This is a genomic window from Chitinophaga sp. OAE865 (assembly GCF_040546735.1).
Taxonomy (GTDB): Bacteria; Bacteroidota; Bacteroidia; order Chitinophagales; family Chitinophagaceae; genus Chitinophaga; species Chitinophaga polysaccharea_A.
This window is the reverse complement of record NZ_JBEPOF010000001.1, coordinates 2,103,752-2,121,345: the sequence shown is the minus strand read 5'-3', so window position 1 is coordinate 2,121,345 and position 17,594 is coordinate 2,103,752. Positions and strand designations below refer to the sequence as shown.

The 17,594-nt window shown below is 45.8% G+C and carries 13 protein-coding genes; 2 read left to right on the top strand and 11 right to left on the bottom strand.

The features are described 5' to 3' along the window. Positions 1-79: 79 nt before the first annotated feature. A complete protein-coding gene (locus ABIE50_RS08825; RefSeq protein ID WP_209864463.1) occupies positions 80-1,468 on the top strand; it encodes a UCP032817 domain-containing protein in 1,389 nt (462 codons plus the stop codon). Here the strand turns inward: ABIE50_RS08825 and ABIE50_RS08820 are convergent. From ABIE50_RS08820 to ABIE50_RS08800, 5 genes are all read right to left on the bottom strand, one after another. After that, positions 1,465-2,556: a DUF4236 domain-containing protein gene (locus ABIE50_RS08820; RefSeq protein WP_209864466.1), complete on the bottom strand. Its 1,092-nt coding sequence runs from the start codon at positions 2,554-2,556 to the stop codon at positions 1,465-1,467. The two genes, ABIE50_RS08825 and ABIE50_RS08820, sit on opposite strands and share 4 nt — an antisense overlap. A 342-nt stretch (positions 2,557-2,898) precedes the next feature. Continuing rightward, the gene (locus tag ABIE50_RS08815) at positions 2,899-3,111 is read right to left on the bottom strand and encodes a hypothetical protein (RefSeq protein WP_209864469.1); all 213 of its coding nucleotides are present in this window, start codon (positions 3,109-3,111) and stop codon (positions 2,899-2,901) included. 81 nt (positions 3,112-3,192) lie between these two features. Next, positions 3,193-3,858 carry a response regulator gene (locus ABIE50_RS08810; protein ID WP_209864472.1) on the bottom strand — a complete coding sequence of 222 codons (666 nt, stop codon included), beginning with the start codon at positions 3,856-3,858 and terminating at the stop codon, positions 3,193-3,195. Positions 3,859-4,827: 969 nt separating this feature from the next. After that, positions 4,828-5,514, bottom strand: coding sequence for a tetratricopeptide repeat protein (locus ABIE50_RS08805; protein WP_354027937.1), 687 nt, complete (start codon positions 5,512-5,514; stop codon positions 4,828-4,830). 132 nt (positions 5,515-5,646) lie between these two features. Then, complete coding sequence (locus tag ABIE50_RS08800; protein WP_354027936.1) at positions 5,647-5,808, bottom strand: hypothetical protein; 162 nt, start codon at positions 5,806-5,808, stop codon at positions 5,647-5,649. Between the two features lie 357 nt (positions 5,809-6,165). Between ABIE50_RS08800 and ABIE50_RS08795 the strand changes: the two genes are divergently transcribed. Further along, positions 6,166-7,059: a hypothetical protein gene (locus ABIE50_RS08795; protein ID WP_209864475.1), complete on the top strand. Its 894-nt coding sequence runs from the start codon at positions 6,166-6,168 to the stop codon at positions 7,057-7,059. 9 nt (positions 7,060-7,068) lie between these two features. Here ABIE50_RS08795 and ABIE50_RS08790 read toward each other — a convergent pair whose 3' ends face one another. The 6 genes from ABIE50_RS08790 to ABIE50_RS08765 all read right to left on the bottom strand — a co-directional run bounded on the left by ABIE50_RS08790 (position 7,069) and on the right by ABIE50_RS08765 (position 17,464). Next, positions 7,069-7,908 (bottom strand): DUF899 domain-containing protein, encoded by an 840-nt coding sequence (locus ABIE50_RS08790; protein ID WP_209864478.1) that lies wholly within the window; start codon positions 7,906-7,908, stop codon positions 7,069-7,071. 360 nt (positions 7,909-8,268) lie between these two features. Beyond that, the gene (locus ABIE50_RS08785; RefSeq protein WP_209864481.1) at positions 8,269-9,498 is read right to left on the bottom strand and encodes a DUF4998 domain-containing protein; all 1,230 of its coding nucleotides are present in this window, start codon (positions 9,496-9,498) and stop codon (positions 8,269-8,271) included. Between the two features lie 54 nt (positions 9,499-9,552). Further along, positions 9,553-10,779: a DUF4959 domain-containing protein gene (locus ABIE50_RS08780; RefSeq protein WP_354027935.1), complete on the bottom strand. Its 1,227-nt coding sequence runs from the start codon at positions 10,777-10,779 to the stop codon at positions 9,553-9,555. A gap of 77 nt (positions 10,780-10,856) precedes the next feature. Next, positions 10,857-12,767 (bottom strand): RagB/SusD family nutrient uptake outer membrane protein, encoded by a 1,911-nt coding sequence (locus tag ABIE50_RS08775; RefSeq protein ID WP_209864487.1) that lies wholly within the window; start codon positions 12,765-12,767, stop codon positions 10,857-10,859. 19 nt (positions 12,768-12,786) lie between these two features. After that, positions 12,787-16,011, bottom strand: a complete 3,225-nt coding sequence (locus ABIE50_RS08770; RefSeq protein WP_260607319.1) for a SusC/RagA family TonB-linked outer membrane protein — start codon at positions 16,009-16,011, stop codon at positions 12,787-12,789. Positions 16,012-16,447: 436 nt separating this feature from the next. Further along, positions 16,448-17,464: a GntR family transcriptional regulator gene (locus ABIE50_RS08765; protein ID WP_209864490.1), complete on the bottom strand. Its 1,017-nt coding sequence runs from the start codon at positions 17,462-17,464 to the stop codon at positions 16,448-16,450. Positions 17,465-17,594 lie beyond the last annotated feature (130 nt).

Sequence of the window (17,594 nt, the reverse complement as noted above, 5' to 3'; positions counted from 1 at the left end):
GATAAAAACAGCGTCAGATAATACCAATGTAAGACTTTTATGTTTTACAATTTGCAGAAGTTAGTATTAAAACAACGCCATGAAACCGCTGCATTCAAATATTCTGTTAACCGACGAACATATAAACTACCGGGAAAATGCGCTTTGGATAAGGATTGAGAATTATGCTATTGATGACGCCAATGCCGCCATTCCTTTTTCAAAAAAGCTGGCACAAACAGAGAACTGGACCGGTGATTTTACGAAAGATGCTATCCTGGAATATAAGCGGTTTGTTTATCTCTGTTGTATATCCGGAAACGGAGCTTCCCCGTCTGTTATTGTAGATAAGGTTTGGCATATGCATTTATTGTATACTACCGAATACTGGAAAAACTTCTGCCCCAATATCCTGCAACGCGAGCTTCACCATTTTCCCAATGTGGGCGGTATTATAGATTATACAAAACATCACGACTGGTACCTGGAAACCCTCCTATTATACATAAAGGTGTTTAAACAAAATCCGCCAGCGAAGTTCTGGCGCATTCCCCCGGCGTTAACGCCGTTCCTGTATCCAGACAAAATTCCCGGCATTCAGCCATCCCCCGTGGGCTCCCGCACCGGTACAGGCCAATTGGCTTATTATCTTACAATAGCGCTCCCTTTTATATTCACCTGGCTGGTATTTGGTGAGTTGCCGCTTCATGATCTTTCCGTGCTGCAGTACTTCGTTCTTTTCACCCCCCTGCTCTTTATCATCAGAAAACTTGTTGCCATGAGAGAGGAAAGGCATCTTAAACCTGTTATAAGGAACCTGCCACTTTACAACAGGTATCAACTGGCTTATTTATCGGGTGGCTATAACAATGCATTTTTACTGTTGGTAAATGACCTGGTGGAAAACAACTGGATCAGGATACGCGATACAAAAAATGAATTTGCAAAAAAATACTCTTCGCTCATAACTGATCAAACAACATCTCCCGGAAATCAAAATTTCATCCGGCCGGAAATTTTACTTCAATCCATGGATCAACTGCATAATAAATCAAAATTCAGTCTTGCCCAGCTGTCGGCTGCGGTAAACGGCTACCTGCATCCCATTGCTACCGTACAAACAGCACCCCCGCAAAGGGATAACATGCTTTACCTTGTCTGGCCGGCGTTATCCCTTATGTTGTTTTTTTGTTTCCCTGCCGAAGAAGTTAATTTGTTCACCGGTCTCTTATATGGCATATTTTTCTTCCTGTGCTTCATTTCATTTATTTCCTGGCTTTGCCCGGACAGTGATCACACTATTATGGAAAAAGCAATCAGGAAACAACGTGCTGTTCTTAACAATATCAGTACCGTACAACAGCGGGCGATCATCCTGGATCGCTTAAACGGCGTTTGGGATGTTCCCTTCTTCAAAAAAACAGCTAATTTCTTTAGTACAGGAGCTGGTTGCGGAGCCGCCCGCCCAAGTTGCAGTTGCGGTTGTTAACGGTACCTCTGCATCTGTCCTATTTTTGAAAGAAAATCTGCAAAATCATTCATGGCTAATGGCTTTGAAGTAGAAATCACTTCAAAGACCCCCGTGTCTGAGGTAAACATATATTCTGAGTAGGCGCATATGGGGAGCCGTTGGTTACTGCTAAAGCGCCTGTCGGGCCCTCCGCTTTTATTCACGTACCGCCAGGTGTAGTCAACCACTTTGGCATCGCCAGGCAAAAGCTCGGATTCAATAAACCTGGTAACATTGCTGGTAATGCGCAAATTCTTATAAAATACGGCGGCAAAAGTTTTACCACGTTTTATCAACAGGCGTTCAGGCAAAAAAAACAGATCCATATTATTAAGGGAGATACAGGGAATGGCCACATTGGTCATAAAGTATGGCATAGGCATTTTGCTGGCCGATACCCCGCGTAGCCTGGCCCTTTTGATCAACCTGCCTGCGCCTGCGTTCCGCTTATAATCAGTTATATTTTTTGTATTGAGATACTGCCAGATCCTTGAAGATTGGGAAAAGGTGGCAAAATGATCCTTAAACTGCCGGTACACCTGTTGATACCTGTCGTCCATATCATAATGAAGTTCCATAGTGAACCGCTTCCTGTCCAGTTTCCCCAACCAATAAATAAGGGGCGCAAAGCAACAAAAGCAGAGGATCAATGCCGGTTTCATTACTTCTTCCTGCCGGCCATACGGAGTTAATAACAATATCAGCAATATGGTGCATAATGGTAAAATGCCCCATCGCTTTACATAGGAGGCCTGCCTGCTTTTCTGATTCAATTCCGTAATGAATGCCTGTGAATCCGCATCTGTCAGCTGATCAACATGGGCGGATGTTATATTATCAGTTATTCCGCCTGATGGTATCGGGGGCGCTGTCTGCCGCGCAGGAGCAGCAGGCCCGGATATCTTCTGACGATAGGTAATGCCATGAGAGCTTAAGCTGACATATGTTCCCCGGGAGCTTATATTAACGCGCGCTCCTTTCACGCCCATCGAATAACTAATGCCTTTTTTGGACAAATTTATTCTGAATGGTGATACACCAAAAGATTTCCGGTAAGACCAGCCCATAATAAAAGATTGTGTTCAGATGAAATAATAGCCAGGATAATTCAGGGTTGACGGGGGTATGGGATGTAATAAAGTATTGTGCTCAGCGACCCCGCGACGCAGTACCCGAGGAATCACGCTCCCAGTCACAAAGTGTTTTGTTCTTGCTAACTGCGCTCTTCAGCGTTGTTTTTACAATCCGGTACTGGCAATCGCTTAGTCCCCTGCAGTCCGCTGTATAATGATACTTCCGGGCATTCTTACTGTTACAGATATACACCGTTTTGGGACCGGCGCATCCGGCGGTACTGAAAAGAAAGAATATGAGTAAAAAAGTTTTCATCCAGCGGAATATTAAACACCTTATCTTCTATGACACTCCGGTGAGCAAAACCTGCAGCCATCAGCATTATAATAGATCTTTTTAGCTGTGCTTACTGCCTCGCGGCAGGATTCAAATTCCCCCAGGAATAACCGGTGCTCAGATGCCGGCAGGTACCTGCAGGTTTGATCATGTACTTCATGATCGCCACTGCTGTTTTGTGCAACCTTTGATACATAATAATTCCGTTTCATAGTTTTTCACAATTGTTATATATCAAAAGTAGATATCTGCCGATGATAATTCTTACGGGAAACCGTAACACTTCCTTCTTTTTATATAATGCCCATGTCTTTGCAAAACGCGATCAGCTGTTCATTCTTTGTAAATTCCAATGTTTCTTTTATATAATTCAATCGCTTCTCTATACTGCTTAAGCCCGATGGAGTGATCTGCTTTTCGAGCAGGAAAGCAGGAATATCCTTCTGGCGCATGCCGTTTGCAAGCAGGGAGATAATAGTGATATCGTACTCTGTGAAATCATAAACGTTCTTTTGCCTGATCATCTGTGTAAGATGCCGCGGGAAATAGCGTTGGTTCCTGGCAACAGTTTCAATAGCCGCTTTAAGATCCTTTGCATCATTCCTCGCTTTACGCACATAACCATCGATATCTGATTTCTCAAACAACATTTCAATAACTGAGGGCTTGTTCTCCGCTGAGAAAACGATTATTTTTAAATCCGGCTGAACCTGGCGAACAGCCGGTATGAGCAACAGGCCACTGGAAATTTTCTGTACCCGTGTATCTTCTTCAAAATAAAGATCCGTGATCAGCAGGTCGTAAGACTGACCATCCTGCACACCTTTTTGTATCCTTGCCAGTGCGTCGTCACAATAGTACACATAATCCGGATCAGTAATCCCCAACTCTTCCAGGGTTTTCTGTACAGAAAAATTTGCGCTTTCGTGATCTTCTGCTATAAGTACTTTTTTAATCATTTTATCAATACTATTGGAAAAGAAACCAGGATTTTAAGCCCTGTATTTATATTGGTAAAAGTAATCTCACCATTTATATTCCTGATACGGGTTCCCGTATTGGTTAATCCGTTTCCCAAACTATGGGCTGCCGGCAGCCCCACGCCGTTATCAGTATATTGAATTTCCACCCGGTTGCCTGATTGCTTAAACCGGATAGCCACGTGACTGGCACGGCTATGCTTTTTCATATTAACCATTAATTCCTGCAGGATATATTTTACTTCCTTTTTTATATTAGCATCTACTTTTTCCCATAATCCTTCATCGTTTCCAACAGTCACTACCCTGGTAGTATCTGTATTGAAAGTTTTCAGCAGCCAGGCTATCTCCGCCTGGAAATCGGTACTGGTAATTTCAGGTTGTTCGTAAGAAATATCGCGCGACCGCTCATACATATCCTCGATCTTATCCAGCAGGATCTCCTTTTTTATGGGCTGATGCTCAATTTCAGTCATAATACGGTACAGGCCATTGGCCACCACGTCGTGCACTTTCTGCGAAGTTTTCAGTTTATGTTCATGAATCCTCCATGCCATTTGCTGCCTGCGTTTCCGGCTCCAGATGACAACAAGAAAAACACCTAAAATCATGGCTGCTGCCGCACCATAGATCATTAAACGTTGCTGTATAATCTGCACTTTTTTATCAGCATTCTCCTTTTGCAGCTTCAGGTTTTCAACCTTATTTTTCTCCACATCATAACGGATAAGCGCAAATTGATTCTTAGCCGTATTGCGGGCGGTTTGAACACTATCGTTTAAATACTGGTAGCGCTTGTAGTATTGCCGGATATTTTGCGGGGGACTGAGTAATATTAATTTTTGCAGCGCCTCTATTTCATCGTCAGGACTGTTAAGATAACGGGTAATTGCATACATTTTATCTGCATACATCAATGCGGAATCAGGATGGGAATTGGCGTAATAATCAGACAAATGAGCGTAACTGGCATTTTGTCCCCAGTAATCCTTTTGATTCACCCTGATCTGTAATGCCTCCAGTAACTCCGGGGTGGCGCGGTAACCGGAATCCTGCAGCCATCTCGTCCGGGCCCTTGTTGGATAACACCATTGCATATGCCTTTTCATCTTTCTTACCTTTGCCCAGTATGGAGTCATATATGGCAATAGCCTTTGCAAAATCCCGTGTCTTTTGGTAAACAACTGCTTTATTGTTCAAAAACATCAGCTTAAACCCATCATCTTCTGCAAATTTTAATGCACGGTCATAATAATCAATGGCTGCGTCGTAATTTTTTAAATTTAAACTGGTGCCGCCCAGTTCATTATAATCCGACGAAATACAATAGCGGTCCTTTTCCTTTTGCTCATCCAGATAACTGAGAGATATTAAGAGGTTCTCCTGGGCGCCGAAGTAATCACCGGCATCAGACAGGATTACTGCCATGCCATTATAGGCCATCGCAATTTGCAGACTGTCTTTTGAATTGGAAACAACTTTATTAAAGTAATAAAAAGCAGAATCGTTCCTATAGTATAAAAAAGACTCTGCCTTTTTAAAATCAGGCTCTCTTTCTACAGCAACAATACTGTTCTTCCTGTTACATGCAAAAAGGCAGGCGGTTAGTATAAGGGAAAAAAGGGGCGTTCTCAAAACGACAATTTTGCTTAAAAAATAGGATTGTCTATGGAAAAATAAGGAATAAAAATAAAAAAGAGGGCTACAATGCTCAGGTATGGGATAAAAGATAAGGCAAGTAAAAACTTGCCTTATCTTTATTGTCTGTTATCCTTTTGGTGGAATCGGGGGATGAGGAGGCACATGACCTGTTTCTCCGCCGGTATCATCCATAGTGGTTACCTGTGAACCATGATCGCAATTTTTTGTCGTGTTAGTATGATCGGGGCACACCAATGCCCAAAACAAGGCTATAAAAATAGAAAACATTGTAGTTAAGTTTAAAGTGAAAGAATTGGGGGGCAGTCAGCCCAAAGGCCGCACTGCAAAGGGGTAAGAAGCGCTTCTTACACTTTTGGGAAGAGAGGGAGAGCATTGATTGCGGAAGCTGGTAATCGCTTCCCAGGCCGGCTATCAACCACCGCTTTCGTTGCTCGGGGTGAAACCAATTCTGCGCAGTAAAAACCGCTAGCTAATGCGGGATCCAATTGATTTCAAAGCAAAGATATTCCGGGGTAAGTGGTTGATTAGCAACATATTCCGATAATTCCGGTAATTCCGGGAAGATTCCTGAAATGCCGGACGGATTCCATAAATTCCGACAGTTTTCACCCTTATACTTGTAAAATGTATCCTGATTATCAGTCGTTAGTCCTTAAAGATTACCAGGAAAAAAAGGCAGGGAATGCACTTTCACTACGCCTGAGATCTCCTACGCCTGCCCAAATCAGAGATGAATGTATTGCCGTATGTGAAGAGCGGTACCAGGCAAAAGATGAACAGGTGTTGAGAACTTTTTTTGGAAAGAGGGATGATGTGGCGGGCTATATCCTGGCGATAAAAAAACATGACACAGACAGGTTTAAGCCCCTGGTGAATTACCTGAGAGGCCAGGTTGCAAGCACCGATCAGAAAAATACTGAGCTGCTGGCCTGGCTGATCAATTTTGAGCCAAGGCCATTTCAATTAGGGAAAAAGTATGATGCCGCCGGTGCTGGTCCGGAGCCCGTTGAAGAAGAAAAAGAAGAAGAGGAACAGGAAGTTGCTACAGGGAAAGTTGATAAGAGTGGAGCAAACGTAGGGGTAATGAAGATGTTTGAGCATGTTCCTGAAAAAACAAAACCCGGCTCTAAGAACCGGGTCATTATTATATTAGCATTCCTGATTATATTTATTGGTGGTGGTTCTTATTGGTTACTGAATCGTAAAACGTCTAAAATAGTTTTAACCGGTAAAGAAAGCTGTATGTATTGGGCGGGTGACCATTATGAACCCGTTTCCTGCAATCAGAAATTTAAGGATACGCTGGTAGTGGCCTTAGACTCCGTAATGCTGCATCGTTTCAAAAAAATAACCAAACCTGATACCATCACCGGAAGGGCAAAGGGATATGTTTGGTATGTAAAGGTAGATGAGGGAATAGAGTTTTATACATCCGACGGATACCATCCCATATACCACCAGAAGAGGCTAAGACCGTTAACCGACTACATTATATATAAATATGTCCGTCCCAACTAGATGGATCAGTTACCTGCAGCAATCTTTTACACCCATGTTACCAGCGGAGTCATTACCATATTCATCGTTCCGGCGCCACCATATGCCTCCTGTTTCATTCCGTCCTCTTGGGGCGCGGTCCAGCCATTGGTACATTCCCCAAAGCCCATCCAATCCGCGGGCGTAGGTGGAATAGGTGTGATAAATAACCCCATCTTCCAGCACGAAAGCGCTCATACCGGGCCTTTCCCGGTGATAGGTGGCTGTATCTGTACCGGCCATTGCGGCAAACTTATCTTCTGCTTCGGCGCCGCCTCCCTCCTGGCCCGGGCGCCATTCAAATACAGGTTTCCTGTAGTTATAATCAATATCGCCCGATTGCTGCTGCTCCACTGTGAAACTGACGTTGAAATCGTAGTTAAAATCGCTGTTATAGGAGGAAGCCCATGGAAAGCTCCAGCCCATCCTTTGCCTGTAAACCAGCAGCTTTTCGATTGGCGCACGGGATACCGCCCAAAGCATCACATCATGATTGGCCAGATGGGTAGCAAAACCGTTAAAACCGTCGGCAATAGCCGTGCAACTGGGACAACCGGCCGCATAGTCCGGCCCGAACATAAAGTGATAGATCAGCAGCTGGGAGCATCCCCTGAACAGATCTGCGAGGGAAACCTTCCCTTCTGCTGTTTCAAACTGGTAGTCTTTGTCTATTTTCACCCAGGGAAGCGACTGGCGGCGCACTGCCAGTTCGTCGCTGCGCCTTGTCAGTTCCTTCTCGGCTTCCAGCAGCTCAAGCCTGGCGGCCAGCCACTCTTCTTTTGAGACCACTTTATGGTTTTCAGCTCCGTCAACGGTTTTCATGTTTGCCATCATGTTGCTTTTTAAAGGTTATACAATACCTGGAACACAGGATTTTGTAAGCCACAAAATTCCTGCCTTAAACCTGCCGCCGGGGGATATTGAAATTAATGGGCGATAAAGGTTATTCATTATCGCTATTCCTGCTTATATTTATAAACAGGGACATGTTCCTGTATGCAAACTATATGGCTACTCCCGGTATACCCCATAGTTCCCCCATATATAAGCCATATATACGCCACATATAAGCCATATCTTAATAGATGCGGGTTATCACCTGCTTATCTCCTGGCAGCTTGCCTGGTATGTTATGGTTATTGCACAGCGAAGCAGCAGGGAGATAAACTTCCTGCTGCTTTGAAAACAGGTTTACTGCTTGCTGAACATGGTTATTTCGCTCATGTTGACAGAGTTGGAATTATTCACCGTATGCAAAACCCTTATGCGGATATAGCGTACAGGTGGCGCCTGGGGGATGAAGTTAAATTTCATAGGGTCGTTACCGTTATCGCCCCTGACAGCAGTGGTTAAAAGCGTCCATCCTTTGCTGCTCATTTCAGCGGCCCAGCCCGGATCGGTACTTTTCAGCGAGGTGGCGGCATTGGTGATATCTGCAATTCCCCATACTTCAAATTCGGAAGGATTATTACAGCAATCCCTGCCTGTTTCTTCTATCTGGCCAAGGTTGTACGTTTTCCCCATATCAAAAGTAAGGGTGCGCGGCAGCGGGGAATTGGAACCGTTATCATCGCTATGGAAAATGTTGGGATATCCCTGTGGCCCTACACTCCCATCCCATAATTTGCTGACACGGGTATCTGACTGGTAGATGCCCATATCATTTGGCAGGTCATGTTCCTGGAACAGGCTTTTATCGCAGGCTACCAGTTTGTAAATGTCGGGGAAAGTATCGTAGCTGTTGGTATAAAAAGTATCCAGGGCGCCTTTAGACGGGATATAGGACGATTGATAGGTTACCGGCTGCCCGGCTTTGTAGCCCGGTATGTTAACAGAATCCTGGTTGCCTGCAATAGTAGCGATGGCAGCTACCCCTGCGGCGTTGGTATACTTAATAACAGTATTGATATTAATGGTATCAGGCACGGAGAAGAACAGGGTTACGGAACCGTCGTCACGTATTTTATATGGTGTAGCGGCATCAGGCAAACGGTTGTGCAGTGTGCTTCTATAGATATTGCCATATACATGCGCATTATCTATTTCCGTTACAATAGAGCGGTTGCCTTCAGCATCATACGAATACAGGAAAAACGTATAGGCGTATTCGTTCAAACCAGTGATGAGGCAATGTACCGTATCTGAAGGGTTATGTGAAGTGGCATTGATGGTTACGGAATCCTGGCGGTTGTTCCAGAACAGCACATATTTGCTGATACCGGGGTCCGGGCTGGGCTTCCAGGCAATGGCCAGCCGGCCGTTGCCTGGAAGTATGGTAATCCCTGATACCGTGCCCGGATACTGGACTTCCGTATTACCCAGGAAGTCGCGGAAATCAGTGGCCTTCCGTGTACAGGCTATGAAGAAAAATAAGCCGCAAAGTGGTAAGAGGAGTTTTGCAGCAATAAGATACTTTCTCATCTCTTTATATTTTTAATAAAATAACTTTAAAACAATATCAATAAAGGAAATACGCTACCTGTTATCGCCCCATATGCTGAGCTCCATGATGTGAAAGAATTCATTACTGTGCGCTGCATTGGTTACACATTCAAACCGCATGTATCTTACCTTGGGCAGGTTCAGGGAAAAATTGTAACCAAAGCCTGCATTCCAGAAAGCCAGGTCGGCATTGTTATATGCCGGCGATACCAGTCCGGATGGCTGCGCGGGCAGATGATAAATGCCCATGTTGATCCAGCCTCCTGGTGTTGCCTGTCCTACTGCCGGCAGGTGCATGGTATCGGGTAATATTTCATCCACCGGTTCATCTGCACGGCCCCACATTACCCAGGTATCGGGGTTGCCGTATCCCCAGAGGTAATTGCCATCATCCAGGCCCCGGCCCCAGAGCGTGAACCGGCTAAGCTTTGCCGCCTGGCCCATATCAAACGTTACCCATTTAGGCAGTGGCACTGTAGTTGGATAGGTGGAGTGATAACCTGGTCTGCCCAGGTTGTTATCCCACATGTAACGCAGTTCCCATCCAAAGCTGGATCCATCATCGGAATTGAGCTTATAAACGTTGAACTTCGATTTATCCATGATCGTTTCGTAGATCGGTTTAATAGTAGCATACACCGTATCAGAAATATTCCCGAACTCATCTGTCAGGTATACGCCAAATTTCCTCGGGATGGTATCATATCCCCTGATACTATAGTTGATATTCTCCAGGTTGGTATAATTCTGGTTCTTGATCTCCATTTTTTTTGTGGTCGCGTCTTCTGTGATGGTGATCACCCCTATATTATCCTTTGTTGTATTGGTAACATTGATATTAATCCCTCCAAAATCAGGGCGCAACACTACTGTAGGCAATGCCTCCAGGTAAGTGGGCGTGCCGGGGTGTACGGTTACCTGCACGGGATCCGACTTAACATCTGCACGTGTAACCGTGTAGAGTGTTACTGTATAATCCTGGCTTTTGGCAAATCCACCAACCGCAATTGTATCTGAATAAAAAGAGGATTTGGTTTGCCTGCTTTTCGTATCGTTGATCATATACTCTGCCTGCACATACAATACATTTTTTGATGGCGGCAATGTATAAGTGATGTATGCGCCGCCATTCTTATTGATCACTTTTATATTGGTAACCGGTTGTGGTTTTGTTTTATCACCGGAGATAATATCATTGTATCCATCACTCTTCTTACAGGAGAACTGGATCATCAGTATGGTAACTACCGGTATTAACACACGGCATATTTTATATATAGCATCCATATAAAAAATTAAAACTGGTTTGAAATGATTTTGTCCTTACCTGCCTGTTATCACCAGTATGGTGTTTGTACCAGGTTGGGATTGGTCAGCATGTCGTAGTCCTGGATGGGGAACAGGTAATCCCTCAGCCCGAATACCGGTTGGTATACGTTGGTGAGCTGGTAGAAACCTTGTATAGTGCGCTGTTTTGCATTCCAGCCCTGGAAAGGTCCGTTGAGCACTGCCTGCAGTTCTTTCCATCTCCGGAGATCCCATCCTGCCTGTCCTTCAAAGGCCAGTTCTATTCTTCTTTCCTGGTGGATGATGGCTCTTAGCCCTTCTTTGGAGCTGTATTTGGTGGGATTTCGGGAGAAGTTGGACCAGGCCTGTACTACTCCCGGTAAACCGGCTCTTTCCCTTACTTTGTCGATATAGCTGTACACTTCCGCACCGGGGCCGCTCACTTCATTCAAGCATTCTGCATACAGGAGCCATAGGGCCGGCAAGCGCATGAAGGGCCAGGAGTAGTTGGTTTGCACGGTAGTTTGACCGAAAGCTGTTTGCCATGGCACCAGTTTCTTTGGCCAATAGCCGGTGATGTTATAACGGGTAGGGGTATACGCAGCAAAACCATTCACGGCATTTACATAATTGGCGTTGTTATCGTCGGTATTGGCGGAGCCGAACCAGATGCTGCCGTCAAAGGCTACATCTGCGTAGTAGCGGGCTTCCCGGTAGAAGTTGCCACGGGCGGTGGTATAACCCTTGCGGATATAATACCTGTGGGCATCGTCGCCGGCCTGTGTTTTATAGCGGTTGGCGTAATCCCAGGTCCTGTCTTCATTTATAGGCACGCCGTTTTGTGTATAGAACAATTCGGATTGCGCTATTGGAACGGAGAAGTTGGAATACACCGCAAAACCGTTGGAGGCTGCATCCGCCGTAACTCTTGGTGAAGCCATGTACTGCCATCCGAATTGGGGGTTGAGGGTCCATACCTGTTCGGTGTTCCACGGGTCGGTAACGGCGCCCTGCAGTGTTACCAGTTGTTTGGTACTGTCGGACATATGTACAATCCCGCCGCTGGCCCTGAACTGGTAAATAGCGGCGCCTGTGGCCACCGCCGCATCAATGGCTGCTTTACAGGCGGTAGCGGCGCGTTGCCATTTTGAGGCATCATAGGCTACGGGGAAAAGGCTTTGTCCTTCTTTTCCTTTGATAGCGGCATAATCAGGGTTGCCGTTAAACAACGGGCTTGCCTGCGTAGCCAGTACCTCTGCTTTCACGGCTTTTGCAATTACGGAGGTAATACGTCCTGCTTCTGCTCCTGCATTCTGGATCACATCCGGCAGGTCGGGAATGGCCTGGTCCAGCAGGCTTACTACATAGCCAAAGCAGGAGTCGACGGATTGTTGTTTCAGCCGGGTTTCTTCCGTGGGCGTATTTACCGGTAATGCCACATCAGAAATTGGAATGGGACCATACATCCTGATAAGCCAGTAATGATAATACGCCTTCAGGAATTTTGCTTCCGCCACCCACCTGTTGCGTTGGAACTGTGGCAGGTCCAGCGGCTGGTCTACGTTGTCGAGAAAGGTATTGCACATGCGGATGGATTGCCACAGGTTTAATCCCATGTTATAACCATCCCAGAAGTTTAATAAAGGATTGGGGCTGTTCTGCAGGCCGCGCATCACATTAAAACCATTATCACCGCCTGCGCCGCCGAGTGTGTTCTTATCCAGCAGGTCTATCGGGAAAATCACTTCACCGGAGCTGGTAAAACCCGCATTGCGCCTTACATCCGCCAGGCCCTGCATGTTGGAATAACAACCAAACAGGTAAGCCTGTGTTTCATTTGCGTTGGCAAATGAACTGTTCAGCGTAGCCACATTATCCGGTGTTACATCTAAGTATTTTTTACAGGATACTGATAAGATGACCGGCAATACTACCAACAATGTTCTTTTAAAAAATCTCATTGTTTTATATTTTTTATACTTAGAAATTAAGATTTACGCCCAGGTTGAATACTTTCTGGATAGGGTAAGCAAAGCCGTTACCCGCCTGCTCAGGATCCCACAGTTTGAATTTGCTGAAGGTGAGCAGGTTCAGGCCACTGAAATACACACGGAAGCTGGTTAACTTCAATGGTGCGATCCATCTTTTGGGCAGTGAATAACCCATTTCAACAGACTTCAACCGCATAAAACTGCCGTCGCGCAACCACCAGGTGCTGCTTTGTTCGTTGTTGGCAATGTGCGTGGTCGACAAGCGCGGCCAAAGAGCGTACAGGTTCTGGTTTTCCTCAGACCAGTGATTATCTGCATACACCTGCAGCAGCTGGGCATTATCTGCAAATGGCGCTGTAGCTTTGGGATCAATGAAAAAAGATTCCCTGGCCAGTCCCTGGAAAAAGGCGCTTACATCAAAGCTTTTATACCCGAATGAAAAACCGAAACCATAAATGATCTGCGGTGTGGTAGGAAGGCCGATGGGTACCTGGTCGTCCTGATTAATTACGCCATCACCATTAATATCCCTGTACTTGATATCACCGCCTTTGGGAAACTCGCTGCCAAAGTTCTGCACGGGTGAGTTGGCGGCTTCTTTATCATCTACAAAAAGCCGTTCTGCCACATATCCAAACTGCTGGTTAACCGGGTTACCGGTAGAGAAACGGTAAGCATATTTATACTCCGGTTCTTCATAATATCGCACCTTGTTATCTGTTACCGTGAGGTTGGCCATCACAGATAACCACATATCTTTTGAAAAATTCTGTTTGTAATCAAGATGAAGATCAAATCCTTTTGAATCCACTTTACCGAGGTTTGCCTGGAGATTGGCGGAGGCAGAGCCTTCGATACCTGCGGTAACAGGGATGTAGCCACGCCTGATCAGGATATTATAACGGTTCTCATTGTATACTTCCGCTGTTACATTCAGTTTATCGGCAATGGTCATTTCCACTGCAAGGTTACCTTTTCTGGAAGTTTCCCAGGTTACATCCGGGTTGGGGTATGCCTGTATGGTAGTGCCTTTGAGGGTAAAGCTGTTGTTAGTGCCAAAAGTGGCGCCGGGGCCGTTGCCATCATCCGGCGTTACGCTGGAAAGATAGAAAAAGCGCTGGTTGCCGATATTGTCGTTCCCCACCAGGCCATAGCTTCCGCGGACCTTCAGGCGGGAAATGATTTTAGCGATACCACCTTCCCAGAATGATTCGTTGGATACCACCCAGGCGCCACCGATAGTGGGAAAGAATCCCCAGCGGTGTTGTGGTGCAAATCTTTCCGAGCCATTATAACCGAAGTTAAATTCAAGGAAATATTTCTTATCGAATGAGTAGGTAGCGCGGCCGGAAAAGCCCAGGTTCCTGTAAGGAAGGGATCCTAACAAACTTCCTGCATTGCCGTATAGCGTTTGCTGCCGGGTACCAATCAGTGTGCCGCTCAGGTTATTTTTTCCAAAGTCGCGGTTATAATCCAGTGCGCCCTGCAAATAGATATAGCTATAAATATTTTTGGCGCCCTCTGAATACCCGAGAAACTCCTGGGCCTGGCCAGGTGAGCTGTTCAGCCAGTTAAGCACATAGGTATTGGCATCGGGATCGTAGCTTCCCACACCATAATAAAATGGTTTGTAGGAACGGCTCAGATCAAAATAAGAGTAACGGTTGGTACTAAAAATACCCCTGAAGGTGAGCCCTTCTGTTAGGAAGTTAAAGTCCTGGTTCAGTTCAAACTGCGCCGACATCCTGGATTCTGAAAAGTTCTTATACCCGTACATCAGGCTGGCGTAGGGATTATTCAGCAGGGAACCATCGTTGCCATAAGCGCTGCCGAACAGGATATGTTTGGTATTCACATTATTTGCATCCGGTTCATAGTAGGCAGGAAATGCCACGGGACTGGTATGCAGCGCTCTTGAGTACAGGTCGGTGGCCAAACCGGAAGCATCGCCGGTAATAGGCCCCGTATAGTCGTTGAAGTTACCCCAGAGGCGTACCACTGCCTCCGTTGTTTTGGTGATCTTTACGTTCACATTGGAGCGTAGCTGGTAGTTTTCAAACTTCATCCCGGAGTTAAAATTATTCACCGGGTTTACCTGTAAGATACCGTTGTCGCGGGAATAGGATCCGGCCATATAATATTTGGTAACATCAGATCCTCCCTGTACGCTGAAGTTAGCGCGTTTGGTGGTGGTCTGGTCTTTGAACAATGTCTTCATCCAGTCTACCGCCGGGTATACATACGGATTACTGCCCGGTGCTTTATCGATGGTAGCCTGGGTAGCGAGTATGGTATTGGGGGTGAAATAGGGTGTAGCAAGTGGGTTCCTGGTTGTTACAGCTTCATTGTATTGTTTCATGAAGGTGATAGGATCTGCCAGTTTCAGGTTTTGTGTGGGTGTGGAAATGGCATCTTCCAGGCGAACGCTTACCCTGGCTTTGCCCGGCTTACCTTCCTTGGTAGTAACGAGGATCACGCCATTGGCGCCCCTGGCGCCGTAGAGGGCTGCTGCGCTGGCATCTTTCAGGATAGAAAAGCTGGCGATATCATCTACCTGCAGGCGGGCCAGGTCATTGGCGCTCAGCTCCACGTTATCCACCAGGATGAGGGGGCTGGCGCTGTACCCGAGGGTGGTAACCCCGCGGATAAAGAACTGTGAGTTATCGGCCCCGGGCTGCCCTCCCCGCTGGAAGGCGATTACGCCGGCCATCTGCCCGGCCAGGGCATTGGTAAGGTTACTGGTGGGGATCTTCAGGTCGCCGGGATTGATGCTGGTAACAGAGCCTACTACGGCTTCTTTTCTTTGTTTGCGGCCGAATGCCGTTACCACTACTTCATCTACCGAAGCGATCACACTTTTCAGCCGGATGTGATAATCTTTTTGTGTGGCGTTTACCACGAAGCGTTGTTCAATAAAGCCTACGAAAGTTACCTGGATGGTAGCGCCTACTGCTACATCAAGGATAAATTTACCATTCCTGTCGGTGGCTGTTCCAGCGGAGCTTCTGCCGTCTACAGCAATGGTGGCGCCTTCCAGCGCCCTTCCGGCGGTATCGGACACCGACCCCGTAATAGTTACCCGGGCGGGTGTTTGCGCAGTGGCGCTTCCTGCCATTATCATAAACAGCAGGATCAAAAGGTAGCAGGGAGCGGATAATGCCGTTGGCAACACGGCAATAAATCTCTTCTTGTAGCAAGTAAATTTCCTGAACATATTAAGAGCAATTATTGGAAGAATAAAAAAACATAACGTGCGTTTATGTGCATAACGGTGTTTTCCGCGCCCGGCGGGGCAAACGGCCATCATGAGTGTACGTGGCATTCAGCAATAAAAGGGAGAAAAAAGTTTTATTTCATAACGTTTACTTCATTCATTCCATCTTAACCTGGAAACTGATCCTAAGTAATTAATGATTGATTCTGGTATCACGTGAAATAGGAATTCTATTCTGTACTATCCTATACTATCCTATAGCAAATATATATTTTTTTCATAACCGCCAAAAGAAATGCGCGATTATTTTTTGCGTATCCGCAAAAAAACGGGGAGCAGGTTAAACGGCAATCAGGTTAGGCTAAAAGAGTACCAGAACAGGCATAAGGGCACGTTTAACAACGGTCCCTTTTGCGCGGCAATTAATAAAGTGGGGTTATAACGACTTCCTCCTGATGAGTACAGTGGGAATGATTTCCCGGATCTTCTCCCGGGTTAATACAAAAGCAGCGGCCTTTTCCGCCATCAGTTTGAAATCGGTAGTATAGGTGGTGATACCGTCGAAGATCAGTTCTTTTACAATGTCGTCGTTGTGCGACAGGATACCGATGTCTTTGCCCGGTTTTAGTTTCATCTGTTTACAGTCTTTGAGCATGGTCCAAAGCTCTGCGTTGTTAATAGTGAAATATACCTTTCCCTTTTCGAGGGTGCCGGGAAGGTATTCGGGCTTTATCTCACTTTTAATATTAAAATCTTTTACAAACTTCTTAAACGCCTGGAGAATTTCTATGGGTGTATCTGCCACCGGGCGATGATAATATATCATGCCTTTATATTGTTTGATCACGCCTGCCAGCGCAGAAAAGGCTTTATAGGAGGCATGTTTAAACTCCTGCGCTACATAGGAATAATCACCCGGAATGGGTTCATAACGGTCAATCATCAGGAACTTATCCATCGGGAGCGTGCCCAGGATGCCGGCAGTTTTGTTATGCGGGATGGGCGCTACCACGTACATGCCGTATTTACCTTTCACGCTGTTCACAATGCTTTGCAGTACTTCTATGTTATTGTGGTGGAAGAAAATATCTATATGCACATCTTTTCCCAAACCGGCACGAAATGTTTTATAGAACATCTCCTGGAAAGCATCGAATGCAAATAGCACCAATGCGATGCGCAGGTGTTGCTTTATATTCACATTGGCCACGAAAAACCCAACGCGGTTCCTGGGCTCCACAATTCCCCGGCTTACCAGTTCCTTGTAGGCCTTGGCAATTGTTTCCCGGGCGAACCCGAATTCATTGATCAGCTCATTCACAGAAGGCAGCATATCGCCCTGTGCAAGCCCTTTATTTTGTATGGCATTTAAAATACCATTTACCAGTTGTTCATGTTTGGATAATCCGCTCACTGCCTCCATCTCATAAATCTGTTCAAATACGTGGTTCATAAGGGTTAATTAAGTTGTCACTGTTAATAGTGTTTTTCCGGGAAAGCAATAGCTGCTGTCCTATTCTATTCCGACAAAAATAATATTCCCTTTTTATATCTCCCTGATAAAAAATCCACTGATACCCTAT